The organism is Verrucomicrobiia bacterium (assembly GCA_019634635.1).
Lineage (GTDB): Bacteria > Verrucomicrobiota > Verrucomicrobiia > Limisphaerales > UBA9464 > UBA9464.
This window is the reverse complement of the sequence record JAHCBB010000010.1, coordinates 169,181-191,933: the sequence shown is the minus strand read 5'-3', so window position 1 is coordinate 191,933 and position 22,753 is coordinate 169,181. Positions and strand designations below refer to the sequence as shown.

The window sequence follows — 22,753 nt, the reverse complement described above, 5'->3', positions numbered from 1 at the left end:
AACCCGGAGGGAGTCATGGGTTGATGAAGTTGTGTCATCGCGTGGGTCCTTTCAAATGCAGCGCCCACCGACGGCGTGCGGCTTCGGGAACTGACGCAGAGTGCTTGTGTGGTGGTTCTGATTCGCGGAGTACAAGCTCGCGGGCGTGTGCCTCAGCGTAGAGTTCACTCGCGAGTCGGTCGTACCTCGCAATCTCCGCGAGCATCGGTGAGTTTGGATCAGGTCTCTGCGCAAGCCGCTCAGTCATGCGCTGCGCGCCGGCGGAGATCACGTCACCCGCCTCGAAAAGAGTTTCGGGTCTCATCGGCGCCGTGGGTTCGCGGTTTGGGAAATGAGTTCCATGCTGGCCTTGGTTGGAGACGCGACTTCACCGAATCTCCCCGGCGCGCGCGACGTTCACCCTTCCGGAAACCAAAAAGCGTTCCCGCAGCCAATGGTCGCCGTCCGGCTGTGGGATTAAGACTTTGCGACGACCGATTCGAAGGCACGGGCAGCCCGCGGCGATCCAGTAATCAACTGTCCGCTCGCAGCTACTATGGCGGCGGCCGAATTCGCGTTTGGTAAGCGACGCAACCTGCGGGACGATGGCACTCGGTAATGTATCTTGCACGCCCCCACGGTGGCGCATCCGGTGCCCAATAAAATGGAACAGTGAAACGTTAACTCGCCCGATTTTTCCTTGGGCGTCCCGGGCGCTTCTTCATGCCGAATAGCTTTGAGGCTAGACGACGGCCGGACTTGTCCAGCGGCTGGATGCCCGTGGCCCCCATGCGCGTCCACGCGACCCGGACGGCTTGCTCGTCGGCGTTTGATACATGCTGGCAACCGCCGTTCGAGGGATCCGGGCAGATCGGCCGGGAGATAAGAAGCTCACCTAGTTTCGCGATGGACGTGCCGTCCGCTCGCGCCAGAAACTCGATCAGATTGCGGACCGCGAAATTGCACAGCCGGACCGCAAAATCCATGTCGTTGGTCCCCTTCACCGCGTAGGCGACGCCGTCCAGCAGCTGGGGTATTGGATTCGGGATCGAAGCATCCATCAGGCCGGCATCAACCCGGACCTTCCTTCGCTGATCCTCAGGAAGAGACGTCACCTTGATTTCAAATTCGCGGACGGTGGCAATGTGGCGCGCTATTTTCAGAACGGCGGGGTCAACGCGTCCAGCCATTGCGGCGGACAGCATCTTGCCAAGCGTCAAGTCTCCCAGTTGCTTCCGTGGAACGGCCGTCGGATTCGGGCCTCCGCGTCGCTTGCCAGGCTTCCTCGGCTTCGGGCTCTTCATCGTCTTCATGGGATTTGCGGCACAATTCCGAAATATCTCTCGGCATCCTCGCGCGTGGCCAGTCCTCTGTAGTGCGCGAAGACGACCCCGGGACTGTTGCCACACTCCAAGGCAGTCCGAGCCACGTCGCCTGTCTGGGCAACCCGGTATGAGACGAAGCTGTGCCTCGCTCCGTTCCGAATACGGCGGACCCCTGCCCTTTTCGCTGCCTGAGTCACCAGATCGCAAAACGTGTCGGGATGCTGGGGAAAGATTTTCGCGTCGGGCTCGCCACGCAACGGGCGCAGCCAGGCGCGCAGGTTGTCCATCAGCGGCGCCAACCGCCGCGAACGGGTCTTGGAGCCCTTGGCACCAATCTCTACGTGCCCCTGGTCGAAATCCACGGCCCGCCAGGTCAGCCGGCAGACTTCGGCGCTGCGGACACCGGCAAACAGGGGAATGGCCAGTCCGGGTACCAGAATGGGATCCGCAGCAGCCAGCAGTGCGGCAGCTTCGTCCGGGGTCCAGAATTCCACGTCTCCCTCTGAATCGCTGCTTTCCCGTTCAAGGTCGCGACATGGGTTCTGGGCAATCACGCCACGGCGCCGTGCGTGCTCGAATACGGAGCCGACCACGGTGGCGTGGGATTTTCGGGTCTGCGCTGAAACCGGCTTGCCGTCCTTCCGTCGCAAGCCATCCAGCCATGCTTGAAGATCGGCGGTGGTGAAATCGCTGGTGGCCTTTCCCTGGTGGTCTCGCAGGAAGCGCCCAAGGATGGATCGGAGCGTCGAAAGGTGCCGGCGCGACCGCCCCTTCGCTTCCTTTGACGCTTGAAACGCCTCGATGCACTTGGCGATTGGGATCCGCTCTCGGGTGGCCGGATGAAGCCGGGCGTAGGCTTCGGCGGCGGCGACGACGGCATGCGGCCCAACCAGCTTTGCGGCGTCGGCAAACAGTGCGCAGGCGGTCGGGGCGTCCAAGTCAAACGGCGCAACAAGTTGAGTTGCGCGCGTCAGTTGCCTGCGGTCTTCTCCGGTCATGGACGCGCCCTCGGCGTCCCCAGCATTCATCAACGCGGCAATCCGAACCGCTTCGGACTTCGCCTCCTTCAGGTCTGTGAACCACCGCAGGCGGCGCTTTCCAGCCGAATAGTCGGCCAGCAGAAATCCCGCAGAACGGCCCCGATCAGCGGCCCGCGGATAGATCCGCACGGTGGTCCGGCCCAGTCGAACGACGATAGGTCCATCGGGTTTCGGGTCCGTGCGGGTCCGTGCTTCCATGCGCGGACTGTTGCGCAATTGTTAACCAAAGTCAACCACAGCGGCCTCGAAACCTCGTAACCTGTTGATGCTGATGGAGCCAGCTGTCGGGATTGAACCGACGACCCACGGTTTACAAAACCGTTGCTCTACCGCTGAGCTAAGCTGGCCCGAGACCGGCGCACGTGCGATGAAGGCCGGCGCGGGCCGGTGTAGTCCGAAGCGAACTCCACGGCAAGGCCGGATCCGTCGCCAGGCCCGAAGCCCTGCGGGACGCCCGCCACAAGGTCACACCCGGAGCACGATCTTGCCGAACTGGGCGCCTCGTTCCATCAGGTCGAACGCTGCGGCAAACTCTGCCAGTTTGAAGCGGACGCTGATGACCGGGTGAATGGCATGCCGGGTGACAAACCGGGTCATGGCCGCGAAGTCCGCCGGGCTGCCCATGGTGGTTCCGAGCAGGCTGAGCTGCTTCCAGAACACCTTGCGGGTCGGGAACTCATGCGGATGCCCCCGCGTGGCCCCGAAAAACACGATCCGACCTCCCGGCGCACACAGGTCCACCAAGTCGGAGAAACCCGAACCGCCGGCACTGTCCAGGATCACGTCGAACGGGCCGTAGTGCTCCCCAAATTCCCGTGCCCACGACGGCAGGGAATAGAGCGCACCATGTCGCGCACCCATCTGCCGGGCCTTCTCCAGCTTCTCATGAGCACTGGAGGTCACGAACGGAACCGCACCGGCCGCCACCGCGAACTGCAACCCGAACAGCGCGGTGCCGGCTCCGATGCCGGTGATCAGGATCTTTTCATGGGCTTCAAGATGCGCCCTCGAAAAGAGGGCCCGAAATGCGGTAAGGCCGGCCAGCGGCAGGGCGGCGGCCTCGTCCCAGTCCAAGTGGGGCGGCTTGGGCGCCAGCTGGGCCACCGGCACGCTGACAAACTCAGCGAACGTGCCGCTGTTGGGCAGGCCCAGAATCGTGAACCGCGGCTCCTGCGCCCGCTCGTGGTGCCCCCAGTCCATTGCCGGGTTGATGATGACCTCCTGCTCGATCCAGGCCGGGTCCACTCCCTCGCCCAGGTCGCTGACGATGCCCGCGCCGTCGGACCCGGGGATGACCGGGAACTTCACCCCGGCATATTCTCCGCGCTTGATCCACACATCCCGGTGGTTCAGCGCCGCCGCCTGGAGGCGCACCACCACCTCGCCCGCCTTGGGAGCCGGCCTCGGTGCGTCGTCCAGCGTGAGCGTGTTGATCCCGGTGAGGCAGACGGCTTTCATGTGAGCGGCACAATGAGATGGACCGCCGCCCCCGGGCGCAAGTTCCGGATGCCTCGACCGAACGGATTTTCGCCGGCACTCCCCCCGAACGGGCATCAGAACCGATCCGCTACGCTACAGGCGGCACACCACATCGTCCGCCTCGAAGCGCACCTTCGGCAGCGACGCGTACTTGTCCCCTTCGGCGCGGTACCCGGCGGCACATGCCACCACCGTGGCAAACCCGGTGCCCTCCAACCCGAGGGCCCTGTCATAGCCGGCCGGCTCGAGTCCTTCCATCGGACAGGTGTCCACGCCGAGCAGGGCGGCCGCCGCCATGAACTGCCCAAGCGCAATGTACACCTGGTGCGTCTGCCAACCGTCCAGCGTCCCCGCAGCACGTGCCTTGTCCAGACTGCCCATCATGACGTTCCGGTACCCCGCCAGCGACTCCCGGGTGGTGCCGCGCACCGCGGCGGTCCGCAGGAGAAAGCGGTCCACATGCGCCGCATCCAGTCCGCGCCGGACCGTGAAGACCACAAAGTGGGAACATTCGGCGGGCTGGGATTGACCCCACGAAAGCGGAACCAGCGCCCGGCGACGTTCCGGATCGGAGATCACAAGAAACTTCCAGGGCTGGAGTCCGAAGGAACTGGGACTCAACACCAGCGACTGCTCGAGAACTCCCCAGGTCGCGTCGGGAATCCGGCGGGAGGGATCAAATCGCTTCGTGGCGTACCGCCAGCTCAGGGCGTCGAGCAATACCTCGGGGGCAATCGGCGTCATGGAGAGCAGGCCAGGGTGACCACGGCAGACGGGAGCAGGCTACCGTTGCTGCCTTCCGGCCCTGGCGGGGTTCGCCCATCCGCGTTCCATGGGCCCTGGCACGCGCAATCTGGGCGGGGTACGCCCACCGGGCAAGACGGGACTGCAGTTTTCTCCCGGCGCGGAGTCGCCACCAACGTCACGGCCGGAACGGACGCCGCATCAGCCCACGGATGGTCTGACGCCCCGGGACATCCTCGCCGTCCAGCCCCAGGTCCACCCGCTCCGGATGCTCGCGAAGCTGCAGGGTGCGGCACAGCCGGTCCCAGACCGGCAGAATCGAAGCGTAGTTGGAGTCGGTCTCCGACGGCGCCCGGGAATGATGCACCTGGTGCATCCCCGGCGTGACCACGAACCATCGCAAAACACGCTCCCAGCGCCGCGGCAGGACCAAGTTGGCGTGCTGCCACTGCACCACGAACTGCAGCAGCGTCTCGTACAGCACCAGATCGCCAAAGCGGATTCCCAACAGGGGGATCAGCGGGATCCGCAGCACCGCCGACAGGGCGATCTCGACGGCGTGGAAGCGGTTGCCCGTCGTGACGTCCATGCGGGCATCGGAATGATGCACCCGGTGGAACCGCCACAGGAACGGCACCCGATGACAGATCCGGTGCCACGCGTAGGTCCAGGCGTCGAGCAGCAGGATTGCGGCAAGCGCGTGGGCCCAACTCGGCAGGGCGGCCTGGTGGAGGAGGCCCAACCCCCGGGCGGCCGATTCCATCGCCACCCAGCGCCAGATCCAGGCAAACAGCAGCGCGACCATCAGCACATTGCCGAGCGCCAGCGCCACGTTCACCACCGCATGACGGCCGCGATCGCGCCAGCCAGCCGCCCAGTGCCTTGCCGGACGAATGCTTTCCCACGCCAGCAGCACCACCAGCCACCCAAAGCTCGCCGCCCCGCGCCAGCGCAGCACCGTCTCGATGGAGTCGCCGCCGCTCATGACGATCGCGCCGTCGCCGGGGCGCGCAATTCCGGCCGCAACAACTTCCCGAAGCGATTGCTGTAGGGATGCACCCGGCACGCCGGGCGCCCCCCCGCCTCCAGGGGGCGTCCCTCATTCGCCCACTGAAACAGGGAACCCTCCAGGTTGATCACGTGGGTCACTCCGGCGCGGATCAGCCGCGCAGCGCAATCCGCCGAGCGATAGCCCACCGCGCAATACAGCACCACCGGCCGGCCGGGCGGCAGCGCCGAAATCCACCGCTCCACCGGGGCCTTCGGATCCAGATGCTGCGCACCCGGCAGGTGGCTGACGTCGAATTCGGTGCGGGTCCGGACATCGAACAGCACGGGGGGTTGGCGACCGGCATCGGCAAGCCAGGCCGCCAGTTCCGTCGGGGTCAGATGGGGCACCTCCGGAAACCGTTCGTGGACCAACGCCTTCATCCTCTCCAGTCCCTCCACAGCCGCCTGACCCGGCGGCGACAGCCAGATGCTCAGCAGCCCGAGGCTGCCCTTCACAAACACACCCATCGCCCGGCGCAGCGTCATGAGGAGACCGTACCCGAGCGCAGCCCGTTGTCAGTCCCCTGCGTCTCGCCCGCGGGACAGCCCGTGGGAGACCCGATCCGACCGGGCCGCAGGGTTGTCAGGAGCCCCGCGGGAGGCTCAGATGCCGGCATGCGCCGTTGCTGGATGCCCGTCCTTCTCGTGCTCCTCGCCTGCCTGCCGGGCACCGCCGCCCCCGCGGTGACGCCGCTCCCGCGGGCGCATGCCCACAACGACTATGAGCATGCCCGTCCCCTGCTTGACGCCCTGGACCAGGGCTTCGCCAGCGTGGAGGCGGATGTCCACCTCGTGGACGGCGCACTGCTCGTTGCCCATGACTTGAAGGACGCGCGCCCGGACCGGACGCTGGAATCCCTGTATCTGGCGCCACTTCGGGAACGGGTGCAAACGAACGGCGGGTTTGTGTTCGACGCCGTCACAGAATTCACGCTGCTCGTGGACATCAAGGGGGATGCCGCGGAGACCTACGCCATGCTCGATCGGACGCTGGAACCGTACCGCCCGATGCTGACCCGCTTCACGGACGACCAGCGGACTCCGGGGGCGGTGACCGTGATCCTTTCAGGGAACCGTCCGGTTGAGGCCGTGACGGCGTCGCCGGTCCGGTGGGTGGCCCTCGACGGGCGGCTTCCGGATCTGGAACGGAATCCGTCGGTGTTTCTGTATCCACTCTTGAGCGACAGCTGGCGACCGACCTTCCCCTGGTTCCGGGATGAGGTCCTGACGCAGGCCGACCGGCGCCGTCTGCGCCAACTGGTGGACCAGGCGCACGCCCAAGGGCGGCGGATCCGGTTCTGGGGAGTTCAGGACCAGCCGTTCGCCTGGCGCGAACTGCATGCCGCCGGCGTGGATCTGATCAACACCGACCGGCTTGCGGACCTGCGGGCCTTCCTGTTGAACCCGAGGCCCGTGCGCGGGGAATAACCCGGCCGTCTCCCCTTCAGGCGCCAAATCCAATCGTCGGGAGGGGGCGCGCACGGTGCGATCGTCAAACCCCGGTCGCGATTCCCCGAATCGAGACTACGATGACTCCATGCCGACCAACGTGCTGGGAGGGCCGCTGGCGCCCTGCTGTCAGTCGCCGATGACAGGATTTTACCGGGACGGCTACTGCCGGACGGGCCGCGGGGACCATGGCCTCCACACCGTCTGCGCCCGCATGACGGCGGCGTTCCTGGAGTTCACACGCTCCCAGGGAAATGACCTGAGCACTCCAGTGCCCGAACTCCAGTTCCCGGGATTACAGCCCGGTGATCGGTGGTGTCTGTGCGTCGCGCGATGGCAGCAAAGCCTCGCCGCGGGCTGCGCCCCGCCGGTGATCCTTGAAGCCACTCACGAATCCGCCCTGGAATTTGTGACCCTCGAGGAACTGAAGGCCAACGCCATCCCGCGCTGAGGCCATCATTCCCCCCCGCCCCCCCCGATCCCGTCCCTGGTCACTCCGAACCCGCCCACAGCCCGAGCCCTTCGTCCCGCGCGCGCCGGTCGGCACCCCGAAGGGCCACCTGCTCCCGCAACGGCAGCATCCGCGTCGAATCCTCCACCCAGCGCAGCCTTCCGGACGCCACCAGTTCCAGCGCGAGACTGGAGGCATTGGTCCCTTCATACACGAACCCGCGGGCGACGCGGTCCGGCAAGGTCTGTGTGATCGCCAGATCCACCGTGCGCCCCACCAGGCGGCCGGTCAGGTTGGTCTGTGTGGCATAGGCAAACTTGCGCAGGCGGGGGGTGTCCCCGTCGGTCACCGCACCCCGAAGTCCCTCGAGACCCACGTTCCACACCACCTTGTTGGTGTCGCGGGCCTGGATCACATTTTCAGCCAGCACTTTGACCACCAGCACAGGCGTGGTGTCCACCGGCGGGGGCGCCTTGTAGCCGCAGGCCTCCCAGAGCACGTACAGATCCAGCCACGGGCGCGCCCGTTCTCGGCGCTCCCAGAGCATCCAGACCCCGAGCAGCATCAAGCCAACCACCAGCGCCCGCAGGAGGCGGTTGAGGGCGAGGAAAAGACTCATGGCGGAGGGGCGACGTCCGCCGCCGCCCGGTCGGCGCTTCCGAAGAGCCGGATGGACCGTCGCCGCTGCAACGGAGGCGGGGGCGGGGCGGGTTGCAGGGTGACGGGCAACGCGTCCGGTGGCGGCTCCCTGAGGTGGGCCAGCAGGGCAAGGTTCACCTCGGGCACCGGATGCACCGACGGCCGGCAGTCGTGGCGCAGGGCAAGGATGTCGTGCGCGCGGATGCAGTTGCCAATGTGGTTGAATTTCCACACTTCCCGGGCGAAGAGCCGCTCCAGACGGGAACACGGGCGGGCGTTGTTCATCCCGAGAACAAAGGCCGCCGGCAGATGGGGACGCAGCACACCGTCCGCGAACGCGAGCACCAGCGCCGTCCGCCGCCATCCACGGGCCCCGGCATGGCGTGCCCACGAGATCAGCCACGAATTTGCGGTGGACGGCGATCCGTCCTTCATGAGGCCGGTGACCGGACCCGCCACCATCTCGCCGAGCAACGGGGCCCAGGTGAGGGACGCCGCAAAGCCGGCCACGACGGCCAGGGCAAACCAGCCGGCGTTGGTGACGTCGTTGTTGAGATTGGCCGACGACTCCTCCGATGCCCGGTGGAGCACGAGCACAAACGTGGTGGTCAGGACGATGCGCAGGAGGACAAGCACGGCGGGATTCAGCGGTTGGGGTCGGGCTCCAGGATCGGCTGGGACATCACGATGCCGCGGAGGGCCAGATCCAGCCGCTGGCGGTTGATGGCGTAGGTGCGGGCCACCTCCTCGGACACGATGCCCGCCGCCAGCAGTTCCTGGAGGTACTGGTCAAAGGAGTGCATGCCCACATGGTTGGCCGATTCGATGATGCCGGTCAGCACATGGAGTTCGTTCTCCCGGATCGCCTCCTGGACCCCGGCGTCGCGACGGAGCAGCTCCAGGCAGGGCGTCCGGGTGCCCTCCACGTTTGGAATCAGGCGCTGACAGATGATCGCGTTCAGGTTGCGCGACAGCAGCGAGCTGATGTTGTCCTTCTCATCCGCGGGGTAGAATTCCCGGATCCGCCCGATGGCCTGGGCCACCGAATCGGCATGCAGCGTGGTCATCACCAGGTGACCCGTTTCCGCCGCCTGCATCGCGGCCCAGATGCTGTCGCGGTCGCGAATCTCACCAACGAAGATCACGTTTGGATCCTGCCGCATCGCGTTCCGAATGCCGTCGGCGAAGGTCGCCGTGTCAATGCCCACCTCGCGCTGCTCGAAATGCGAACTCTCATCGGTGAACACGTACTCGATGGGATCCTCCACGGTCACGATGCGCCGGGCCGAGTGCTCGTTCATCTGCTGCAGCAGGGCGCGCAGGGTGGTGCTCTTCCCCTGGCCCGTCGGCCCGGTGACCAGCACGAGGCCGCGCGGGTCGTCCAGCAGGTCCAGCAGGGAGTCGGGCAGCTGCAAATCCTCCAGCTTCATCCGGTGCTGGGGCACCAGGCGGAAGGAACACGACTGGCTGCCGCGCTGTTTGCTGAAGTTGGCCCGGTAGCGGACCTCGCCGTGGTAGAAACTCGCGTCGAATTCCCGCTCACGGAGCACCCGGGTCACCAGTTCCCCGGAGAAGCAGTCCAGCAGCCACGAATTCAGCGCCAGGGAATCCAACGGCGCGAAGTCCTCGACCCGAACCGTCTCCAGCCGGCCGTCCACCCGGATCCGGTGCGGCAGCCCGGTCCGCATATGCAGGTCCGAGGCGCGCCTGGCCTCGCACCAGCTCAGCAGACGCGACAACCGTGTGCCTGGGAGAACCTGTTCCATGGTTGCGAGCGGACTGAGAATTGTTTACGGACGTAACATTTGCAAGCCCAGAATGGGCCGCCCGGAGGCCTTGGCGGCGGACCCTTTTCAAGGTATCGCCCCGCGGTGCCGCGTGAAACTCGAATTCAGCGCCGCGAGCGGGCGGATCGCATCCGGGGGGTGCTTCGCGCCACCTATCCCGACGCCCATTGCGAACTGGTCTTTCGAACGCCCCTCGAGCTGCTCGTGGCCACGATCCTCTCCGCCCAGTGCGCCGACCGTCAGGTCAACCGGGTGACGCCGGGGCTGTTCCGGAGGTTTCCCAACGCGGAAGCCTACGCCACGGCCCCGGTGGAGGACATCGCGGCGGAGATCCGGACCCTCGGGCTGTTTCGCAACAAGGCGAGGAACCTCCGCGAGGCCTGCCGGGCGCTCGTCCGCCATCACGACGGAGAGGTCCCGACGACCCTGGAAGCCCTCACGGCACTCGCGGGGGTCGGGCGCAAGACCGCGAATGTGGTGCTCGGAAACGCCTTTGGCATCGCATCCGGCATCGTGGTGGACACCCATGTGGCGCGCCTGGCCGGACGCCTCCGTCTCGCGACCGGAAAACGACCGGAGCACATTGAACAGGAGCTGATCCCGCTGGTGCCCCGGGAGGAATGGACGGACTTCAGCCACCAGTTAATCTGGCACGGACGCCGCCGCTGTTTCGCGAGACGCCCGGATTGTGGCGCATGCGAACTCCGGGCCCTCTGCCCGTCCATGGGGCGTATGTCCGGGAGTTGAGCTCCGGGAACTTCGCCACGGCCCGGACCGCATGGCGACCCGACCCGTCGCGGGTCCGGACCTGATCCGGGACGGCAACACGCCCGGGCCATCGTCCCCTCGCGGGCGCTGTTCGATGACGCCCGGGATTCCCGCCAGCGCGGCGGCGGAGTATACCCTTCGCAGTGACACCGCTTTCGAATGTGGCCCTGCGCCTGCATCCCGACGATGACGTCGCGGTCGCCCGGCAACCGCTGGCCGCGGGCACCGATATCCTGTTGGACGGCTCGTTGATCCAACTCCCGGAAGCCGTTGGCCGCGGCCACAAACTGTGCGTCCGCGCCGTCCGCGAGGGAGAAGCCGTGCGCAAATACGGCCAGATCATCGGCTTTGCGCGATGCGACCTGCGACCCGGGGATCACGTCCACCTGCACAATCTGGAGGCCCGCGATTTCCCCAGGAGCGCCGCCACCGCGACCGACGCCCGCCCGCTGGAGGCCCTCCCGCCGGGATCGGGACGTACCTTCCCCGGCTATGCGCGCCCCGGAGGGCGCGCCGGCACGCGGAACTATGTCGCGGTCCTCTCCAGTGTGAACTGCTCGGCGTCGGTGTCGCGCTATGTGGCTGGACGCTTCAGCGGGCCGGAGTTTGCCCGGGAGTTCCCGGGCGTGGACGGCGTGGTGGCGTTCACCCACAAAAGCGGCTGTGCCATGCCCGAGGATGAACCCACGCGCCAGCTTCAACGGGTGCTGGCCGGCATTGCACGTCATCCCAACATCGCCGCCTTCGTGCTCATCGGACTGGGCTGCGAGGTGAACCAGGTCGAGCGGCTCGTCCGGGAATTCCGACTCGAACCCGACGCCCCCGGGGCGGTGCCGTCCGCCGTGATGACCATCCAGGCCAAAGGTGGCATGGCGCGAACGATCGAGTCGGGCGTCGAGGCCGTCGCGCGCCTCCTGCCCGCCGCAAATGCCATGCGCCGCGAACCCTTGCCCGTCTCGACACTGGTGCTGGCCCTGAACTGTGGCGGTTCCGATGGCGCCAGCGGCATCACCGCCAACCCGGCGCTCGGCGTGGCCAGTGACGCCCTGATCCGGCATGGCGGCACCAGCGTGCTGGCCGAAACCCCGGAGATCTACGGGGCGGAGCACCTGCTCACCCGACGCGCCCTCCGCCCGGAGATCGCGGAACAGTTGATGGAGCGGATCCGCTGGTGGGAGGAACATGCCCGGATGCACGGTGCCTCGATTGACAACAACCCAAGCGTTGGCAACAAGGCCGGAGGCCTGACCACCATCTACGAGAAGAGCCTTGGGGCACTTGCCAAGGGTGGGCAGGCACCCCTGACGGCCGTCCATCGGTACGCGGAGCCGGTTCCGGGTCCGGGCCTCGCCTTCATGGACACCCCCGGATTTGATCCCGTGAGCATGACCGGACTGGTTTGCGGTGGCTGTACGGTCGGGGTGTTCACCACCGGACGGGGCAGCGTGTATGGCTGCAAGCCGATGCCGTGCATCAAGGTCGCGACCAACACCACCCTGTACGACTGGATGCACGAAGACATGGACCTGAATGCAGGGACGATTCTGGATGGCACCGAGACGGTCGAGGAGGTTGGACGGCGGATCTTCGAGAAGATCCTTTCGGTCGCCGGCGGAGAGCGCACGAAGAGCGAACTCCAGGGCATCGGCGACGAGGAATTCGCCCCCTGGATTCTGGGTCCCACGCTGTGACCCCCCGATCCCCGGTTAGCGCACTTCGTCCAGCCGGACCTCGGCGCCGCCGCGCCGCCTGCTCTCGTCTGCGGCCTCCATGAAGGTGAAAATCTCAAGGGTCTCGTCAGGCGCCACCGGCGCGATGCCGGTCTGGAAGAATTTCACGATGGCAGCAACCAGCGGTGCATAGCCGTCATAGGAGCCCACCGGGAGACTGCCGCCGGTGCCGTGGGCCATGCCGGAATAGCCCTGGCCCTCGGTGAAGGTCCCGGTGCGCCCCCCCTTCCACGTCCCCACCACCTCGATTCCTCCGGAGGCATTCGTGCCGCGGCGCACCCGCTCGCATCCGGTCCCCATGACGGTATACAGGGCCTCCACGCCGTGGATCCCGTACCAGAAGAGGTCCGGGTGCGTTTTCTCAAGGTGGGCCGGGCTCGAAGCGACGGCGTTGGTCACGGTGCCGATCGCCCCGGCCCGTGCGGCCAGGGTGTTGGTCGCGAAGCGGAGCGACGAGGCGCTGAACACCGGCACACCGGCCTCGGCGGCAAGCCGGAAGATCTCCTTCACGTCGGCCAGCGTGCCGGCCATGGGCTTGTCCACATACAACGGCTTGCGCGCGGCAATGACCGCACGCGCCTGCTCGAGATGCGGACGTCCATCCACGCTCTCGATGAGCACCGCATCCACGTGGCGGCACAGCTCCGGGATCGAGTCGTAGATCGTGACCCCGTAGCGGTCCTGAAGCGTCTGCGTGTAGCCGTCCACACGGCTCCAGCTGGATTCAATGTCCGGGCTGCCGCCCTTGAATCCGGCAACGACCTTCGCCCCGGACACATGCCCCCTGGCGGCCGGGTCGTTCAGGATCTCGGTGAACGCGGTCACATGGGAGGTGTCGAGCCCGACCATTCCGAGTCGCAACTCCGCCGACATCAGGCAACCGCCGGACGCCACGAGACACACCCACTTCCCCAGAATCTGCTTCATGTCGTTGATTCCCACCTGTCCGGAGCATCCATGGCAAGCCCCCAATGGCGTCCGGCACCCGGACGCCCCCCGGATTCGGCGGATTCCCATGAGTGATTTCCGCACCCGCGGGGTAGTTGGAGGTGTAGGGGCACTGAAGCCCCACAGAACCAGAACCCTGATATGAAACCCGTCCTGAAACTGGGCCTCTTGGCCTTCGTCACCTCAACCCTGTTCTCCGGCGTGCAGGCCAGCGATGCCCTGTCCCCGAAGGCCCGGTCCCTGCAGCCCCGGACCATGGCCGGGGTGACCGGGGATTCGCTGGGCCGCGGAGTCGAGACGGCTTCTCCCAAGGCGATCGCGGCGGTGACGCCGCGGATGCAGGGGGTGGAGCAGGACCGGCTCCATCGCGGTGTGGTGCTCGGCTCGCCGAAGGCCCGCGTGGTGTTCCCCGGGATGATGGATCGGGGCGCCTCCGAGGGGCCGCAGGTGGTCCGCAAATAGCCACCGTGTCCCGCTTCAACGGGGCCGGCCGACGCCGGCCCCGTCTTCGCCTTTTCCAGAACTGCAGAACTGAAACGCCCCCCGATGAATCCATCGCCCGATGCGTCCGCCAACCCGGGTCCCGGGGACGACTGGCTGCCGGAACTGCTGAGGTCCCGCTGGCCCGACCTCCCCCTGCCCCCGGGCTTCGAGGGGCGCGTGACCTACCGCATTGGCCTCGAATCGCGTGAGGCCGGGGAGGGATGGCTCCTCCGGTGCCTCAACTGGCTGTGGCGTCCCGTCCCCGCGGCCGCAGTTCTCGGAACGGCGCTGGTCATCGGTGGCCTCACCGGATGGCGCGAGGGGTTCCGCCACCGGCTGGCCCAGGAGGAAGTACGCTACCTGGCATCCCTTGATCCCACCCACCACCACTACCGCGTGCCGTGAACCGCCCCGGCCTACAGTTTTCTGCCTTCCTCGTCCTGGTGATCGCCACCCTGGTGGTCTCCTTTCAGGCGACGGACCGTTGGGGGGCATCCCGCGTGTCCACGGACGAACTCGCCTGGCTGACCGACGATTTCGGATTGCAGGGCGAGGGGCTCGAAAAGGCCCGCGACCTGCACCGGCGTCATCGCGAGGCGACGCGCGAACTGGTGTCCCAGATCCGGAGTGCCGAGCGCGAGGTGCATGCGCTCGCACACGACCCCTCCAGGGATGGCGGGCCGGCGCTTGCGGACGCCATCCGTCATCTTGATGGACTCCGCGCCGAAATGCAGGTCGCGGTTCTCCATCACGTCCGAACCATCCGCCCCCTCCTGGATCCGGCGCTCCAGGATCGCTACGTGCGGGAGGTGGAGCGGCACATTCTTGGCCTGAATCCCGACGCCTCCTATCTTGCCTCCAATCATGCCAGCGCACGAGTTCCGTAACGACCTGTTCCCGGATCTGGACCGGAGGGCCATGCGCCGGCTTGCGGAGGGCGACGACACCGCCATGGGTGAACTGATGGAGCGCCACGGGGCTTCCATCTACAACTACCTCGTGCGACTGCTCGGCGACGAGGCGCAGGCCCGCGACCTGGCTCAGGAAACGTTCGTCCGCGTGTTCCGGGCTCGGGAGACCTTCCGCTCGGATGCCAATTTCTGCGCCTGGGTGTTCACCATCGCGGGCAACCTCGGGCGCAACCATCTCCGGTGGCGCCAGCGGCATCCCGAGACGCCATTGGATTCGCTGACCACGCGGGACAACCGGCCGCCCGAGGAGGTCCTGCCGGGGCCGGCGCGGACGCCTTCCGATGCCGCCGCCACCGCGGAGATCGGCGAGGCGGTCCGCAGGGCCATCGAGGGGTTGAGCCCGGAAATGCGCGAAGCGGTGCTGCTCGTGGATTATCACGGCAAGACCGTGAAGGAGACCGCCGAGATCGTCCGGGTGCCGCCCCGCACCGTGGAATCCCGATTGTATCATGCCCGGCGGATCCTTCGCGACCGGCTTTGCCGCTGGGCGCCCCACGGACCACGCGGCGCCCACGCCCGGGAAGGTCCCGGTCGAAGGCCCGGTCTCCCCGGGCTGGCCACCGGAGCAGAGGACGCGGCCACCGGCGGCATCGTCACGGTGTCCTGACCGCGCGTCCCCCCAAGGCATTCCATCCAAACCGCGGTTGCCGGCGGGGGCTCCGCCGGGACAGGATGGACGCCATGGCCGCAAACCAATTCCCATTCAAGTTCCCTCAGGTCCCTTCCGTTCTGATTGCGGGTTGCCTGCTGGCGTCGGGCCTGGTCCTGGGCCTGGGCCTGGCAGCCGACGACGGCGTTGTGGCCCCGGGCGCGACCCTGAAAAAACTCGGTGACGGCTACCTGTTCACCGAGGGCCCCGCCGCGGACGCGCACGGCAACGTCTACTTCACCGACCAGCCCAACGACCGGATCGTCCGCTGGGACGCCGCGACCGGCACCTTCACGGACTGGCTGCGACCGGCAGGCCGTGCCAACGGCATGGCCTTTGACCGGGCAGGCAACCTGCTGGCGTGCGCAGACGACAGGAACGAGCTGTGGTCCATTTCCCCCGACCGGCAGATCGGCGTTCTGGTGCGCGACCACGACGGCAAACTGCTCAACGGCCCCAACGACCTCTGGATTCATCCGGACGGCCAGGTGTATTTCACTGACCCGCTCTACCGGCGTCCCTACTGGAAACGCGACCCGGCCCCGCAGCAGGCCGGACAGTACGTGTATCTGTTGAAGCCCGGCGGCACGCCCCAACCCGTGGCCACCGACCTCAAGCAGCCGAACGGCATCATCGGCACGCCGGATGGCCGGACGCTCTACGTCGCGGACATCGGGGCGGGACGCACCTACGCGTATGCGATCGGTCCGGACGGGCAACTGATGGACAAGCGCCTGTTCTGCGAGTTGGGATCGGACGGCATGACCCTGGACGTCGAGGGGAATGTGTACCTCACCGGTCGCGGGGTCTCGGTGTTCAACGCGGAGGGCCGCAAGATCGAACAGGTGGATGTCCCCGAGGGCTGGACCGCCAACGTCACCTTTGGAGGCGCCGATCGCGACCTGCTCTTCATCACCGCGGGACCCGCCGTTTACGGCATCAAGACGCGGGTGAAAGGAGTCCGATGAGGCGCATCCCGGCGTGTTGCACGGCGCTCCTGATCCTTGCGGGACCGGCGTGCGGCCTGGACGACGCATCCGCGGGGGACACATCGGACACAAAGCCCCGCTGGTGGAAGGGCAACCTGCACACCCATTCGCTGTGGAGCGATGGCGACGACTATCCGGAATCCATCGCCGCGTGGTACAAGGATCACGGGTACCACTTCCTGGCCATTTCGGACCACAACGTGATGCTGGAAGGGGAGCATTGGATCGTCCGCGCGGACACGGCGGCGGCGCAGGCGGCACTCGCCACCAACCGGGCCCGGTTCGGACCGGATTGGCTGGAACACCGCGAGGTGGACGGCACCCATCAGGTGCGCTTGAAGACGCTGGCCGAGTTCCGGGGCCGCCTCGAGGAACCCGGGCGCTTCCTCCTGATTCCCGCCGAGGAGATCACCGGCGGTCACCTCGCCTTTCCGGTCCACGTCAATGCCACCAACCTCCGGGAACCGATTGCGCCACCCGGCGGCAGCAACGTTCTCGACGTGATGCAACGGAGCGTCCGGGCGGTCCTGGAGCAACGTCAGCGCACCGGGCAGACGATGTTTCCACACATCAACCATCCCAACTTCGGATGGGGCATCACCGCCGAGGACCTGATGCAGGTGGAGGGCGAGCGGTTCTTCGAAGTGTACAACGGGCATCCCTACGTGCGGAACGAGGGTGATGCCGACCATGCCAGTACGGAGCGGATGTGGGACATTGTGCTCGCGTGGCGGCTGGGACGCCTCGGGCTGCCCGTGATGTACGGGCTCGCGACAGACGACTCCCACAATTATCACACCCATGCGGTCGGCCAGAGCAATCCGGGACGCGGCTGGGTGATGGTGCGGAGCGCGGCGCTCACCCCCGACGCCCTCATCGCCGCGCTGGAGGCCGGCGCGTTCTACGGCAGCAGCGGGGTGACGCTCCAGGAGGTGACCCGGTCGGGCGACACGCTGCGCATCGAAATCGCCGCCGAGCCGGGGGTCACCTACCGGACCCGCTTCCTGGGCACCCGCCGGGGATTTGATCCGACACGATCCCCCGTCGTGTCGGCAACCGGCCAGCCCGTGCGTGCCACCCAACGCTACGATGAGTCCATCGGCGAGACCCTCGCGGTGGTCGAGGGTCCGGTCGCCACCTATTCGCTGTCCGGTGACGAACTCTACGTCCGGGCCGTCGTCGAGTCCTCCCGCCGGATGGCCAATCCCTACCGCGAGGGCGAGACCGAGTCCGCGTGGGTCCAGCCGGTCCTGCCCTGACACCCGGCCGGGCTGCCGTCCGATGACGCATGGAAAAGGGCCGGGGAACCCCGTTCCCCGGCCCCATGACGCAATGCCGAAATGCGGTCAGCGACCCGAGGGTCGCGTCACGGCTTGAAGAGCTCGAAATAGGCCTCCGCCTCGCCGGCGCTGACGGTCACCGTGTTGCGATCGCCCACAACCACGACGGGCGCGCTCACGTTGTTCCAGCCCGGAGGGGTGAGACTGCCCGTGGACCGCAGGGCGAAGTCCGACAGCGCGGCCGGCCAGGAGATCACCACGTCGGATCCGTTGAGACGGATGTCCAGTGACGGAACCGCGGTGGCGGTGCCGAGCAGGATCTCATCCAGTTGGGCCTGGGTGTAGTCGGTCATCAGCGACGGGCTGGTGGCGAACAGGAACAGGTCAATCGTCGTCCCCCCCTCGCGGTAGGAGATTGTGAAGGTCAGCGGCTGGCCCACCCGGTCCTCCGTCACCTCGTATCGGAACCGGTACACCGGCTCCCCCTGCTCTTCGGCATTCAGGAACTGGCTGGAGAGCAGTTCGTTCCAGTGGAAGTTCCCCTCCCAGAACGCCTGTCCCTCCTCGCCCCCGTCGGCCTTCGAGGTCCGGTCCCCGTTCTCATCGGGGAAGAAGAGATAGCCCGCCAGATTGCAGCACCCCTCGGTGTAGCCGCCCCGGTTGCTCAGCGGCCAGTCGGTCTGCGGGTCCAGGCCGAAATCCGGAGGTACGAAGAACGAGTCCTCGTTCAGGTAATGCGTCTCGTTCCCCCCGTTCTCGAACATCGTGAAGCGCATGTAGAGGTAATACGTGCCCGGGATGCTGAACTGCACGTTGTACGTCACCTTGTCCGCATGCTCCGCAAAGGTCGTCTGCGTGAACAGCGCGCCCTGCTTCGATGCGGTGCTGTCCGCGCCCAGGACCGGGTTGCCCAGCGCACTGGTCCTCGTCCCGGTGTGATCCACCCGGATGAACCCGAACTCCTCGGATTCGTTCAACTTGGTGTCGTAATCCTCCGCCTCCAGGATCAGATAAGACCATGCCGACTCGCCGCTGCCCACCACGTTGCCGGGATCCTGGACGGTGATGTTGGAGGACTGGCCCAGGAGCAGTTCGTCGAGCTGGGCCTGGGTGTAATCGGTCATCAGCGACGGGCTGGTGGCGAACAGGAACAGGTCAATCGTCGTGCCCCCCTCGCGGTAGGAGATCGTGAAGCTCAGCGGCTGGCCCACCCGGTCCTCCGTCACCTCGTATCGGAACCGGTACACCGGCTCCCCCTGCTCCTCGGCATTCAGGAACTGGCTGGAGAGCAGTTCATTCCAGTGGAAGTTCCCCTCCCAGAACGCCTGTCCCTCCTCGCCCCCGTCGGCCTTCGAGACCCGGTCCCCGTTCTCATCGGGGAAAAAGAGATAGCCCGCCAGATTGCAGCACCCCTCGGTGTAGCCGCCCCGGTTGCTCAACGGCCAGTCGGTCTGCGGGTCCAGACCGAAATCCGGCGGTACGAAGAACGAGTCCTCATTCAGGTAATGCGTCTCATTCCCCCCGTTCTCAAACATCGTGAAGCGCATGTAGAGGTAGTACGTGCCCGCGCGGCTGAACTGCACGTTGTACGTCACCTTGTCCGCATGCTCCGCAAAGGTCGTCTGCGTGAACAGCGCGCCCTGCTTCGATGCGGTGGTGTCCGCGCCCAGGACCGGGTTGCCGAGCGCGCTGGTCCTCGTCCCGGTGTGATCCACCCGGATGAAGCCGAACTCCTCGGATTCGTTCAACTTGGTGTCGTAATCCTCCGCCTCCAGGATCAGATAGGACCATGCCGAGTCGCCCGTCCCGATCACATTGCCGGGGTCCTGGACGGTCACGGCCGCCTGCACGGAGAACGCGGCGACCAGCGTGCCGGGGAGAAGTCGCGAGAGTTTGAAGTTCATGGGATTTTGGAATGGATTGCGATGCAGTCATCCATGGACCGGGTCCCGCCAGGCAGAGGCGGAACTCATCCGTGGAATTACTCGGGGACTGGCTACGGCTTACCGCTGCCCAATGGCCGGGTCAAGTTCGCAGACGGCGCCCGCCATCTTTTCCTGCGCTCACCGAATGCCCCCGCATCCGGGTCCGGTCTTTCCCGGCTTTCCCGGCACGGCATTCCGGGCCATCGTCCGCTGATGAACACTGCCCGACGTCACTTCCTGCAAACGGCGGCCACGGCGACCGGTGCCGCCCTGATGTCCGCCGGAGCGCGGGCCGCCGAAACCGCTCTCCCCACGCCCGCCCCCGGCATCCAACTGGCCGTTGCCACCTATTCCTACTGGCATTTCCGCGGGCCGAAGGTGTCTGTGGAAACCGTCATTGACCGGGCCAACCGTCTCGGCCTCGCCGGTGTGGACATCCTCCACCGGCAAATGGACCTGCCGGAAAAAGAGCCGCTCACTGCGGCCCACCGGGCGTACCTCGCCTCCCTCAAGCGCCACGCGTTCCGCAACGGCGTCAGCCTGTGCTGCCTCAGCATCCACCAGGATTTTGTGGACCCGGATCCGGCGGTGCGCCGACAGCAGGTCGAGCACACCCGCAAATGCATCGAGATCGCGGCCGCGCTGGGCGTCCCGGTGCTCCGCATCAATTCCGGACGCTGGAACACCATCGCCAGTTTCGACGACCTGATGAAGGCGCGGGGAGTGGAACCGGTGCTGCCGGGCTATACGGAGGACGACGGCTTCGCGTGGTGTGTGGAGTGCCTGGAGCAGTGCCTGCCGGACGCCGCCCGCGCGGGGGTGATGCTCGCCGTGGAGAATCACTGGGGGCTCACCCGGACACCCGAGGGCCTCCTGCGGATCGCCCGGGAGGTGACATCCCCGTGGTTTGGCCTGCTGCTGGATACCGGGAATTTCCTGGAGGATCCGTACGACAAGCTGGCCGCCCTTGCCTCGAAGGCGGTGTTCATCCAGGCCAAGACCTATCCCGGAGGCGGCGAATGGTACACGCTCGATCTCGATTATCCGCGCATCGCCCGAATTCTTCGCGACGCCGGATACAAGGGCTGGGTCTCCCTCGAAATGGAGGGCAAGGCCGACCCCGAGGCGGCCGTGCCGGAAAGCATTCGGATGCTCCGGGAGGCCTTCGCGATCTGCTGACCGCGCGCCGTCCCCATCCCAATCCTCAGAACGCTCCACTGCGGCCGGTGACAAATCTGGTTGCCACGGACCCGTCGCCCTTGCCGACGTCCTCGCATTCACAAACGGGGTCGAGCGTGACCTGACCCACCGAATGATCGTGCAGCAAAAAATCAACCGAGTTCTCAAGGCTTGATCCGACTACTACTCGGGCCGCCATGCGGAGCTGATCGGAGTGCTCCTGACGCGCGAGGCCTGGGGCGACGTCCAGTTGTCCGCCGTGGAGGACGGACGTGTCCAGGGGGCAGAGCTTTCCCCCGCGCAGCGTGAGCTGCTGCGGCGATCCCCGGATGTCGCGCGGGCAGCCCGGGCGACCCGACGGCTGCCTTCGGCCGATTCCAACCGCTCCCGGGTGCTCGATCGCTTCGGTCCGGAGGCCCACCGGGCCGGCGATCCCCACGCGGGAGCCGCGCTGTTCGAACGTTTGTGCGCTTCATTCCACCTCCTGCGAGGCGTCGGACACGAGGTCGGTCCGGATATCGCCGCCTTCCGGTCCAAATCAGGAACGGACTTCCGAGTGGCCCTCCTGGATCCGAACGCCGCCATCGAACAGCGCTACGCCGCCTGGACCGTGGAGACGCAGGATGGACGGTCCTTCACCGGAGTGGTCCGGGACGAAACCTCGACCCACCTCACCATGGTGCAGCCCGGGGGGGGCCCGTGAGGCGATCGCCCGCGCCGACGTGGCCCGGATGTCCCCATCGAACCGCTCGCTCATGCCGGAAGCTCTGGAGGATGGGCTCGAACCCGGACAACTCACCGACCTCATCGCGTGGATCCGGCAGGCGCCCCGGAACTTTGGCGAGGCCACGGCGGGCCAGCTGGCGGCGGCACGGGAGCGATTCCGCGAACGGGTGGGGTCCCGGCAACCCTCGATTCGGATGCCGCACCCCTCACCTACCCGGGCTGGCTCGGATCGCTGCCGATGCACTACTGCCGGGCCACCGATGGCAACTCCCGCGTCCGCTGGCAGGTTCCCGCCGGTCCCGGCCCCTGGCGGTTGCCCGCAGCCACCGGATTTTCCTCCCAGCCACCGGGACGATTCACCCTCCTCGTGAACAACCGGCCTGCCCTGGAGTTTGATGTCAGCCTGGAGGACGCCCGCTGGACCAGCGCGGACAGCGGGATTGTGGTCACCTACCGCGTCGAGGAGTCCAGCGCCGAGGACAGCAACGGCCTCCTCGAAATCCATGCGGGACCCGGGTGGGCGACGCCGGACGCTCCGATCACCTTCGAGATCCGGCCCTCACCCTTCGGCAGGCAGGGGCGCGTTGACGTGTACGATGCGCAATGGATTCAATAACAACCCGGTCTTCGGGGACGAAACGTCAAAATTAGAGTGTTCGCCACCAAGTCTCCTTCAATTATTTGCGCGCTGCCGAAGGTTTTCAAACTGTGAGTTTTCGTTGCCTTTGACGGTTATTCCGGAATCCGAGGTAACATTTCGAAAAACCGAACTAGAATTGCTCTCAATCAGCACTCCCAGCGGTCCTCCTTTGTTAGGGAGCTCTCTTTCTACTTGCTGAACGCCGTCGAGTCGCGGCCCAGATGTATGGGAATCCGACTCGCTCTGAACTCGCTCAATAAGCGGCGCGGAAACGACATCACTGACAACATTAACAAAAACCTCTCGAAGGATCAACCCTACAAGACAGATGGCACCAGACACGCCTATCCAATGTGCCCTATGCCAAGTCAAGAGCGGCTTCTTGCAACCCCAAACGGCATGCACCTCACCTTCAGGATCTTTTGGCCTTCCCATGAACGGGATGATCGCAAACTCCTGAGATTCCACAAGTGAAAAGCTAACTCAAGCAACTCGCGGCCCGGCAAGTCCTCAACTTGCAAC

General features: G+C 66.3%; 24 protein-coding genes, 1 tRNA gene and 1 other RNA gene. 13 read left to right on the top strand and 13 right to left on the bottom strand.

The genetic code is table 11. The features are described 5' to 3' along the window. Nucleotides 1–659 precede the first annotated feature (659 nt). The 8 genes from KF791_09530 to KF791_09495 all read right to left on the bottom strand — a co-directional run bounded on the left by KF791_09530 (nucleotide 660) and on the right by KF791_09495 (nucleotide 6,103). Entirely contained in the window at nucleotides 660–1,292 is a 633-nt protein-coding gene (locus tag KF791_09530) for a hypothetical protein (protein ID MBX3732823.1), read from the bottom strand. Then, nucleotides 1,289–2,542, bottom strand: a complete 1,254-nt coding sequence (locus KF791_09525; protein ID MBX3732822.1) for a tyrosine-type recombinase/integrase — start codon at nucleotides 2,540–2,542, stop codon at nucleotides 1,289–1,291. Before KF791_09525 ends, KF791_09530 begins: the two co-directional genes overlap by 4 nt. A gap of 74 nt (nucleotides 2,543–2,616) precedes the next feature. Beyond that, nucleotides 2,617–2,691, bottom strand: a tRNA-Thr gene (locus KF791_09520). Between the two features lie 118 nt (nucleotides 2,692–2,809). Continuing rightward, on the bottom strand, nucleotides 2,810–3,802 hold the full coding sequence (locus tag KF791_09515; protein ID MBX3732821.1) for a zinc-binding dehydrogenase: 993 nt from the start codon (nucleotides 3,800–3,802) through the stop codon (nucleotides 2,810–2,812). A 114-nt stretch (nucleotides 3,803–3,916) separates the two neighbouring features. Next, entirely contained in the window at nucleotides 3,917–4,567 is a 651-nt protein-coding gene (locus KF791_09510) for an NAD(P)H-dependent oxidoreductase (protein MBX3732820.1), read from the bottom strand. Between the two features lie 5 nt (nucleotides 4,568–4,572). Beyond that, nucleotides 4,573–4,668: signal recognition particle sRNA small type (gene ffs / locus KF791_09505), an RNA gene on the bottom strand. A gap of 77 nt (nucleotides 4,669–4,745) precedes the next feature. Then, nucleotides 4,746–5,552 (bottom strand): sterol desaturase family protein, encoded by an 807-nt coding sequence (locus KF791_09500; protein MBX3732819.1) that lies wholly within the window; start codon nucleotides 5,550–5,552, stop codon nucleotides 4,746–4,748. After that, on the bottom strand, nucleotides 5,549–6,103 hold the full coding sequence (locus tag KF791_09495) for a rhodanese-like domain-containing protein (GenBank protein ID MBX3732818.1): 555 nt from the start codon (nucleotides 6,101–6,103) through the stop codon (nucleotides 5,549–5,551). Before KF791_09495 ends, KF791_09500 begins: the two co-directional genes overlap by 4 nt. A gap of 129 nt (nucleotides 6,104–6,232) precedes the next feature. Here KF791_09495 and KF791_09490 point away from each other — a divergent pair, with 129 nt between their 5' ends. Both KF791_09490 and KF791_09485 read left to right on the top strand, forming a co-directional pair. After that, nucleotides 6,233–7,045: a phosphatidylinositol-specific phospholipase C/glycerophosphodiester phosphodiesterase family protein gene (locus tag KF791_09490; protein MBX3732817.1), complete on the top strand. Its 813-nt coding sequence runs from the start codon at nucleotides 6,233–6,235 to the stop codon at nucleotides 7,043–7,045. A gap of 109 nt (nucleotides 7,046–7,154) precedes the next feature. After that, nucleotides 7,155–7,517, top strand: a complete 363-nt coding sequence (locus tag KF791_09485; protein ID MBX3732816.1) for a DUF2237 domain-containing protein — start codon at nucleotides 7,155–7,157, stop codon at nucleotides 7,515–7,517. Between the two features lie 40 nt (nucleotides 7,518–7,557). Here the strand turns inward: KF791_09485 and KF791_09480 are convergent, their stop codons facing one another. From KF791_09480 to KF791_09470, 3 genes are read right to left on the bottom strand one after another with little or no spacing between them, the layout of a single operon-like run. Continuing rightward, nucleotides 7,558–8,136: a hypothetical protein gene (locus KF791_09480; protein MBX3732815.1), complete on the bottom strand. Its 579-nt coding sequence runs from the start codon at nucleotides 8,134–8,136 to the stop codon at nucleotides 7,558–7,560. Continuing rightward, the gene (locus tag KF791_09475; protein MBX3732814.1) at nucleotides 8,133–8,792 is read right to left on the bottom strand and encodes a hypothetical protein; all 660 of its coding nucleotides are present in this window, start codon (nucleotides 8,790–8,792) and stop codon (nucleotides 8,133–8,135) included. The genes KF791_09480 and KF791_09475 overlap by 4 nt, the downstream gene beginning before the upstream one ends. 8 nt (nucleotides 8,793–8,800) lie before the next feature. Further along, complete coding sequence (locus KF791_09470) at nucleotides 8,801–9,922, bottom strand: PilT/PilU family type 4a pilus ATPase (protein ID MBX3732813.1); 1,122 nt, start codon at nucleotides 9,920–9,922, stop codon at nucleotides 8,801–8,803. Nucleotides 9,923–10,027: 105 nt separating this feature from the next. Here KF791_09470 and nth point away from each other — a divergent pair, with 105 nt between their 5' ends. After that, entirely contained in the window at nucleotides 10,028–10,690 is a 663-nt protein-coding gene (gene nth / locus KF791_09465; protein ID MBX3732812.1) for an endonuclease III, read from the top strand. Nucleotides 10,691–10,854: 164 nt separating this feature from the next. Then, complete coding sequence (locus KF791_09460) at nucleotides 10,855–12,402, top strand: altronate dehydratase (GenBank protein ID MBX3732811.1); 1,548 nt, start codon at nucleotides 10,855–10,857, stop codon at nucleotides 12,400–12,402. 15 nt (nucleotides 12,403–12,417) lie between these two features. On the opposite strand, the gene KF791_09455 is transcribed toward KF791_09460, so the two are convergent. After that, nucleotides 12,418–13,368: a Gfo/Idh/MocA family oxidoreductase gene (locus KF791_09455; protein ID MBX3732810.1), complete on the bottom strand. Its 951-nt coding sequence runs from the start codon at nucleotides 13,366–13,368 to the stop codon at nucleotides 12,418–12,420. Nucleotides 13,369–13,530: 162 nt separating this feature from the next. Between KF791_09455 and KF791_09450 the strand changes: the two genes are divergently transcribed. From KF791_09450 to KF791_09425, 6 genes are all read left to right on the top strand, one after another. Further along, nucleotides 13,531–13,851, top strand: coding sequence for a hypothetical protein (locus KF791_09450; protein ID MBX3732809.1), 321 nt, complete (start codon nucleotides 13,531–13,533; stop codon nucleotides 13,849–13,851). A gap of 84 nt (nucleotides 13,852–13,935) precedes the next feature. Further along, nucleotides 13,936–14,277 carry a hypothetical protein gene (locus KF791_09445; GenBank protein MBX3732808.1) on the top strand — a complete coding sequence of 114 codons (342 nt, stop codon included), beginning with the start codon at nucleotides 13,936–13,938 and terminating at the stop codon, nucleotides 14,275–14,277. Next, nucleotides 14,274–14,759, top strand: coding sequence for a periplasmic heavy metal sensor (locus tag KF791_09440; GenBank protein MBX3732807.1), 486 nt, complete (start codon nucleotides 14,274–14,276; stop codon nucleotides 14,757–14,759). The genes KF791_09445 and KF791_09440 overlap by 4 nt, the downstream gene beginning before the upstream one ends. Beyond that, nucleotides 14,737–15,450, top strand: a complete 714-nt coding sequence (locus KF791_09435) for a sigma-70 family RNA polymerase sigma factor (protein ID MBX3732806.1) — start codon at nucleotides 14,737–14,739, stop codon at nucleotides 15,448–15,450. The genes KF791_09440 and KF791_09435 overlap by 23 nt, the downstream gene beginning before the upstream one ends. Before the next feature lie 74 nt (nucleotides 15,451–15,524). Next, nucleotides 15,525–16,460: an SMP-30/gluconolactonase/LRE family protein gene (locus tag KF791_09430; GenBank protein MBX3732805.1), complete on the top strand. Its 936-nt coding sequence runs from the start codon at nucleotides 15,525–15,527 to the stop codon at nucleotides 16,458–16,460. Beyond that, nucleotides 16,457–17,740 (top strand): hypothetical protein, encoded by a 1,284-nt coding sequence (locus tag KF791_09425; protein MBX3732804.1) that lies wholly within the window; start codon nucleotides 16,457–16,459, stop codon nucleotides 17,738–17,740. Before KF791_09430 ends, KF791_09425 begins: the two co-directional genes overlap by 4 nt. A gap of 107 nt (nucleotides 17,741–17,847) precedes the next feature. On the opposite strand, the gene KF791_09420 is transcribed toward KF791_09425, so the two are convergent. Then, a complete protein-coding gene (locus KF791_09420) occupies nucleotides 17,848–19,665 on the bottom strand; it encodes a hypothetical protein (protein ID MBX3732803.1) in 1,818 nt (605 codons plus the stop codon). Between the two features lie 234 nt (nucleotides 19,666–19,899). Here KF791_09420 and KF791_09415 point away from each other — a divergent pair, with 234 nt between their 5' ends. The 3 genes from KF791_09415 to KF791_09405 all read left to right on the top strand — a co-directional run bounded on the left by KF791_09415 (nucleotide 19,900) and on the right by KF791_09405 (nucleotide 22,207). Beyond that, complete coding sequence (locus KF791_09415; protein ID MBX3732802.1) at nucleotides 19,900–20,865, top strand: sugar phosphate isomerase/epimerase; 966 nt, start codon at nucleotides 19,900–19,902, stop codon at nucleotides 20,863–20,865. Nucleotides 20,866–21,079: 214 nt separating this feature from the next. Continuing rightward, nucleotides 21,080–21,568: a hypothetical protein gene (locus KF791_09410; GenBank protein MBX3732801.1), complete on the top strand. Its 489-nt coding sequence runs from the start codon at nucleotides 21,080–21,082 to the stop codon at nucleotides 21,566–21,568. Nucleotides 21,569–21,829: 261 nt separating this feature from the next. Beyond that, nucleotides 21,830–22,207, top strand: a complete 378-nt coding sequence (locus KF791_09405; GenBank protein MBX3732800.1) for a hypothetical protein — start codon at nucleotides 21,830–21,832, stop codon at nucleotides 22,205–22,207. The last annotated feature ends 546 nt before the right edge of the window (nucleotides 22,208–22,753 follow it).

Bases quoted from the DNA above. Each gene is read 5' to 3' on its own strand.
- KF791_09490 (MBX3732817.1), top strand. From the start codon at position 6,233: ATGCGCCGTTGCTGGATGCCCGTCCTTCTCGTGCTCCTCGCCTGCCTG.
- KF791_09510 (MBX3732820.1), bottom strand. From the start codon at position 4,567: ATGACGCCGATTGCCCCCGAGGTATTGCTCGACGCCCTGAGCTGGCGG.
- KF791_09405 (MBX3732800.1), top strand. From the start codon at position 21,830: ATGCACTACTGCCGGGCCACCGATGGCAACTCCCGCGTCCGCTGGCAG.
- KF791_09495 (MBX3732818.1), bottom strand. From the start codon at position 6,103: ATGACGCTGCGCCGGGCGATGGGTGTGTTTGTGAAGGGCAGCCTCGGG.
- KF791_09480 (MBX3732815.1), bottom strand. From the start codon at position 8,136: ATGAGTCTTTTCCTCGCCCTCAACCGCCTCCTGCGGGCGCTGGTGGTT.
- KF791_09530 (MBX3732823.1), bottom strand. From the start codon at position 1,292: ATGAAGACGATGAAGAGCCCGAAGCCGAGGAAGCCTGGCAAGCGACGC.
- KF791_09485 (MBX3732816.1), top strand. From the start codon at position 7,155: ATGCCGACCAACGTGCTGGGAGGGCCGCTGGCGCCCTGCTGTCAGTCG.
- KF791_09420 (MBX3732803.1), bottom strand. From the start codon at position 19,665: ATGAACTTCAAACTCTCGCGACTTCTCCCCGGCACGCTGGTCGCCGCG.
- KF791_09425 (MBX3732804.1), top strand. From the start codon at position 16,457: ATGAGGCGCATCCCGGCGTGTTGCACGGCGCTCCTGATCCTTGCGGGA.
- KF791_09430 (MBX3732805.1), top strand. From the start codon at position 15,525: ATGGCCGCAAACCAATTCCCATTCAAGTTCCCTCAGGTCCCTTCCGTT.
- KF791_09435 (MBX3732806.1), top strand. From the start codon at position 14,737: ATGCCAGCGCACGAGTTCCGTAACGACCTGTTCCCGGATCTGGACCGG.
- KF791_09470 (MBX3732813.1), bottom strand. From the start codon at position 9,922: ATGGAACAGGTTCTCCCAGGCACACGGTTGTCGCGTCTGCTGAGCTGG.
- KF791_09450 (MBX3732809.1), top strand. From the start codon at position 13,531: ATGAAACCCGTCCTGAAACTGGGCCTCTTGGCCTTCGTCACCTCAACC.
- KF791_09415 (MBX3732802.1), top strand. From the start codon at position 19,900: ATGAACACTGCCCGACGTCACTTCCTGCAAACGGCGGCCACGGCGACC.
- KF791_09515 (MBX3732821.1), bottom strand. From the start codon at position 3,802: ATGAAAGCCGTCTGCCTCACCGGGATCAACACGCTCACGCTGGACGAC.
- KF791_09445 (MBX3732808.1), top strand. From the start codon at position 13,936: ATGAATCCATCGCCCGATGCGTCCGCCAACCCGGGTCCCGGGGACGAC.
- KF791_09525 (MBX3732822.1), bottom strand. From the start codon at position 2,542: ATGGAAGCACGGACCCGCACGGACCCGAAACCCGATGGACCTATCGTC.
- KF791_09500 (MBX3732819.1), bottom strand. From the start codon at position 5,552: ATGAGCGGCGGCGACTCCATCGAGACGGTGCTGCGCTGGCGCGGGGCG.
- KF791_09455 (MBX3732810.1), bottom strand. From the start codon at position 13,368: ATGAAGCAGATTCTGGGGAAGTGGGTGTGTCTCGTGGCGTCCGGCGGT.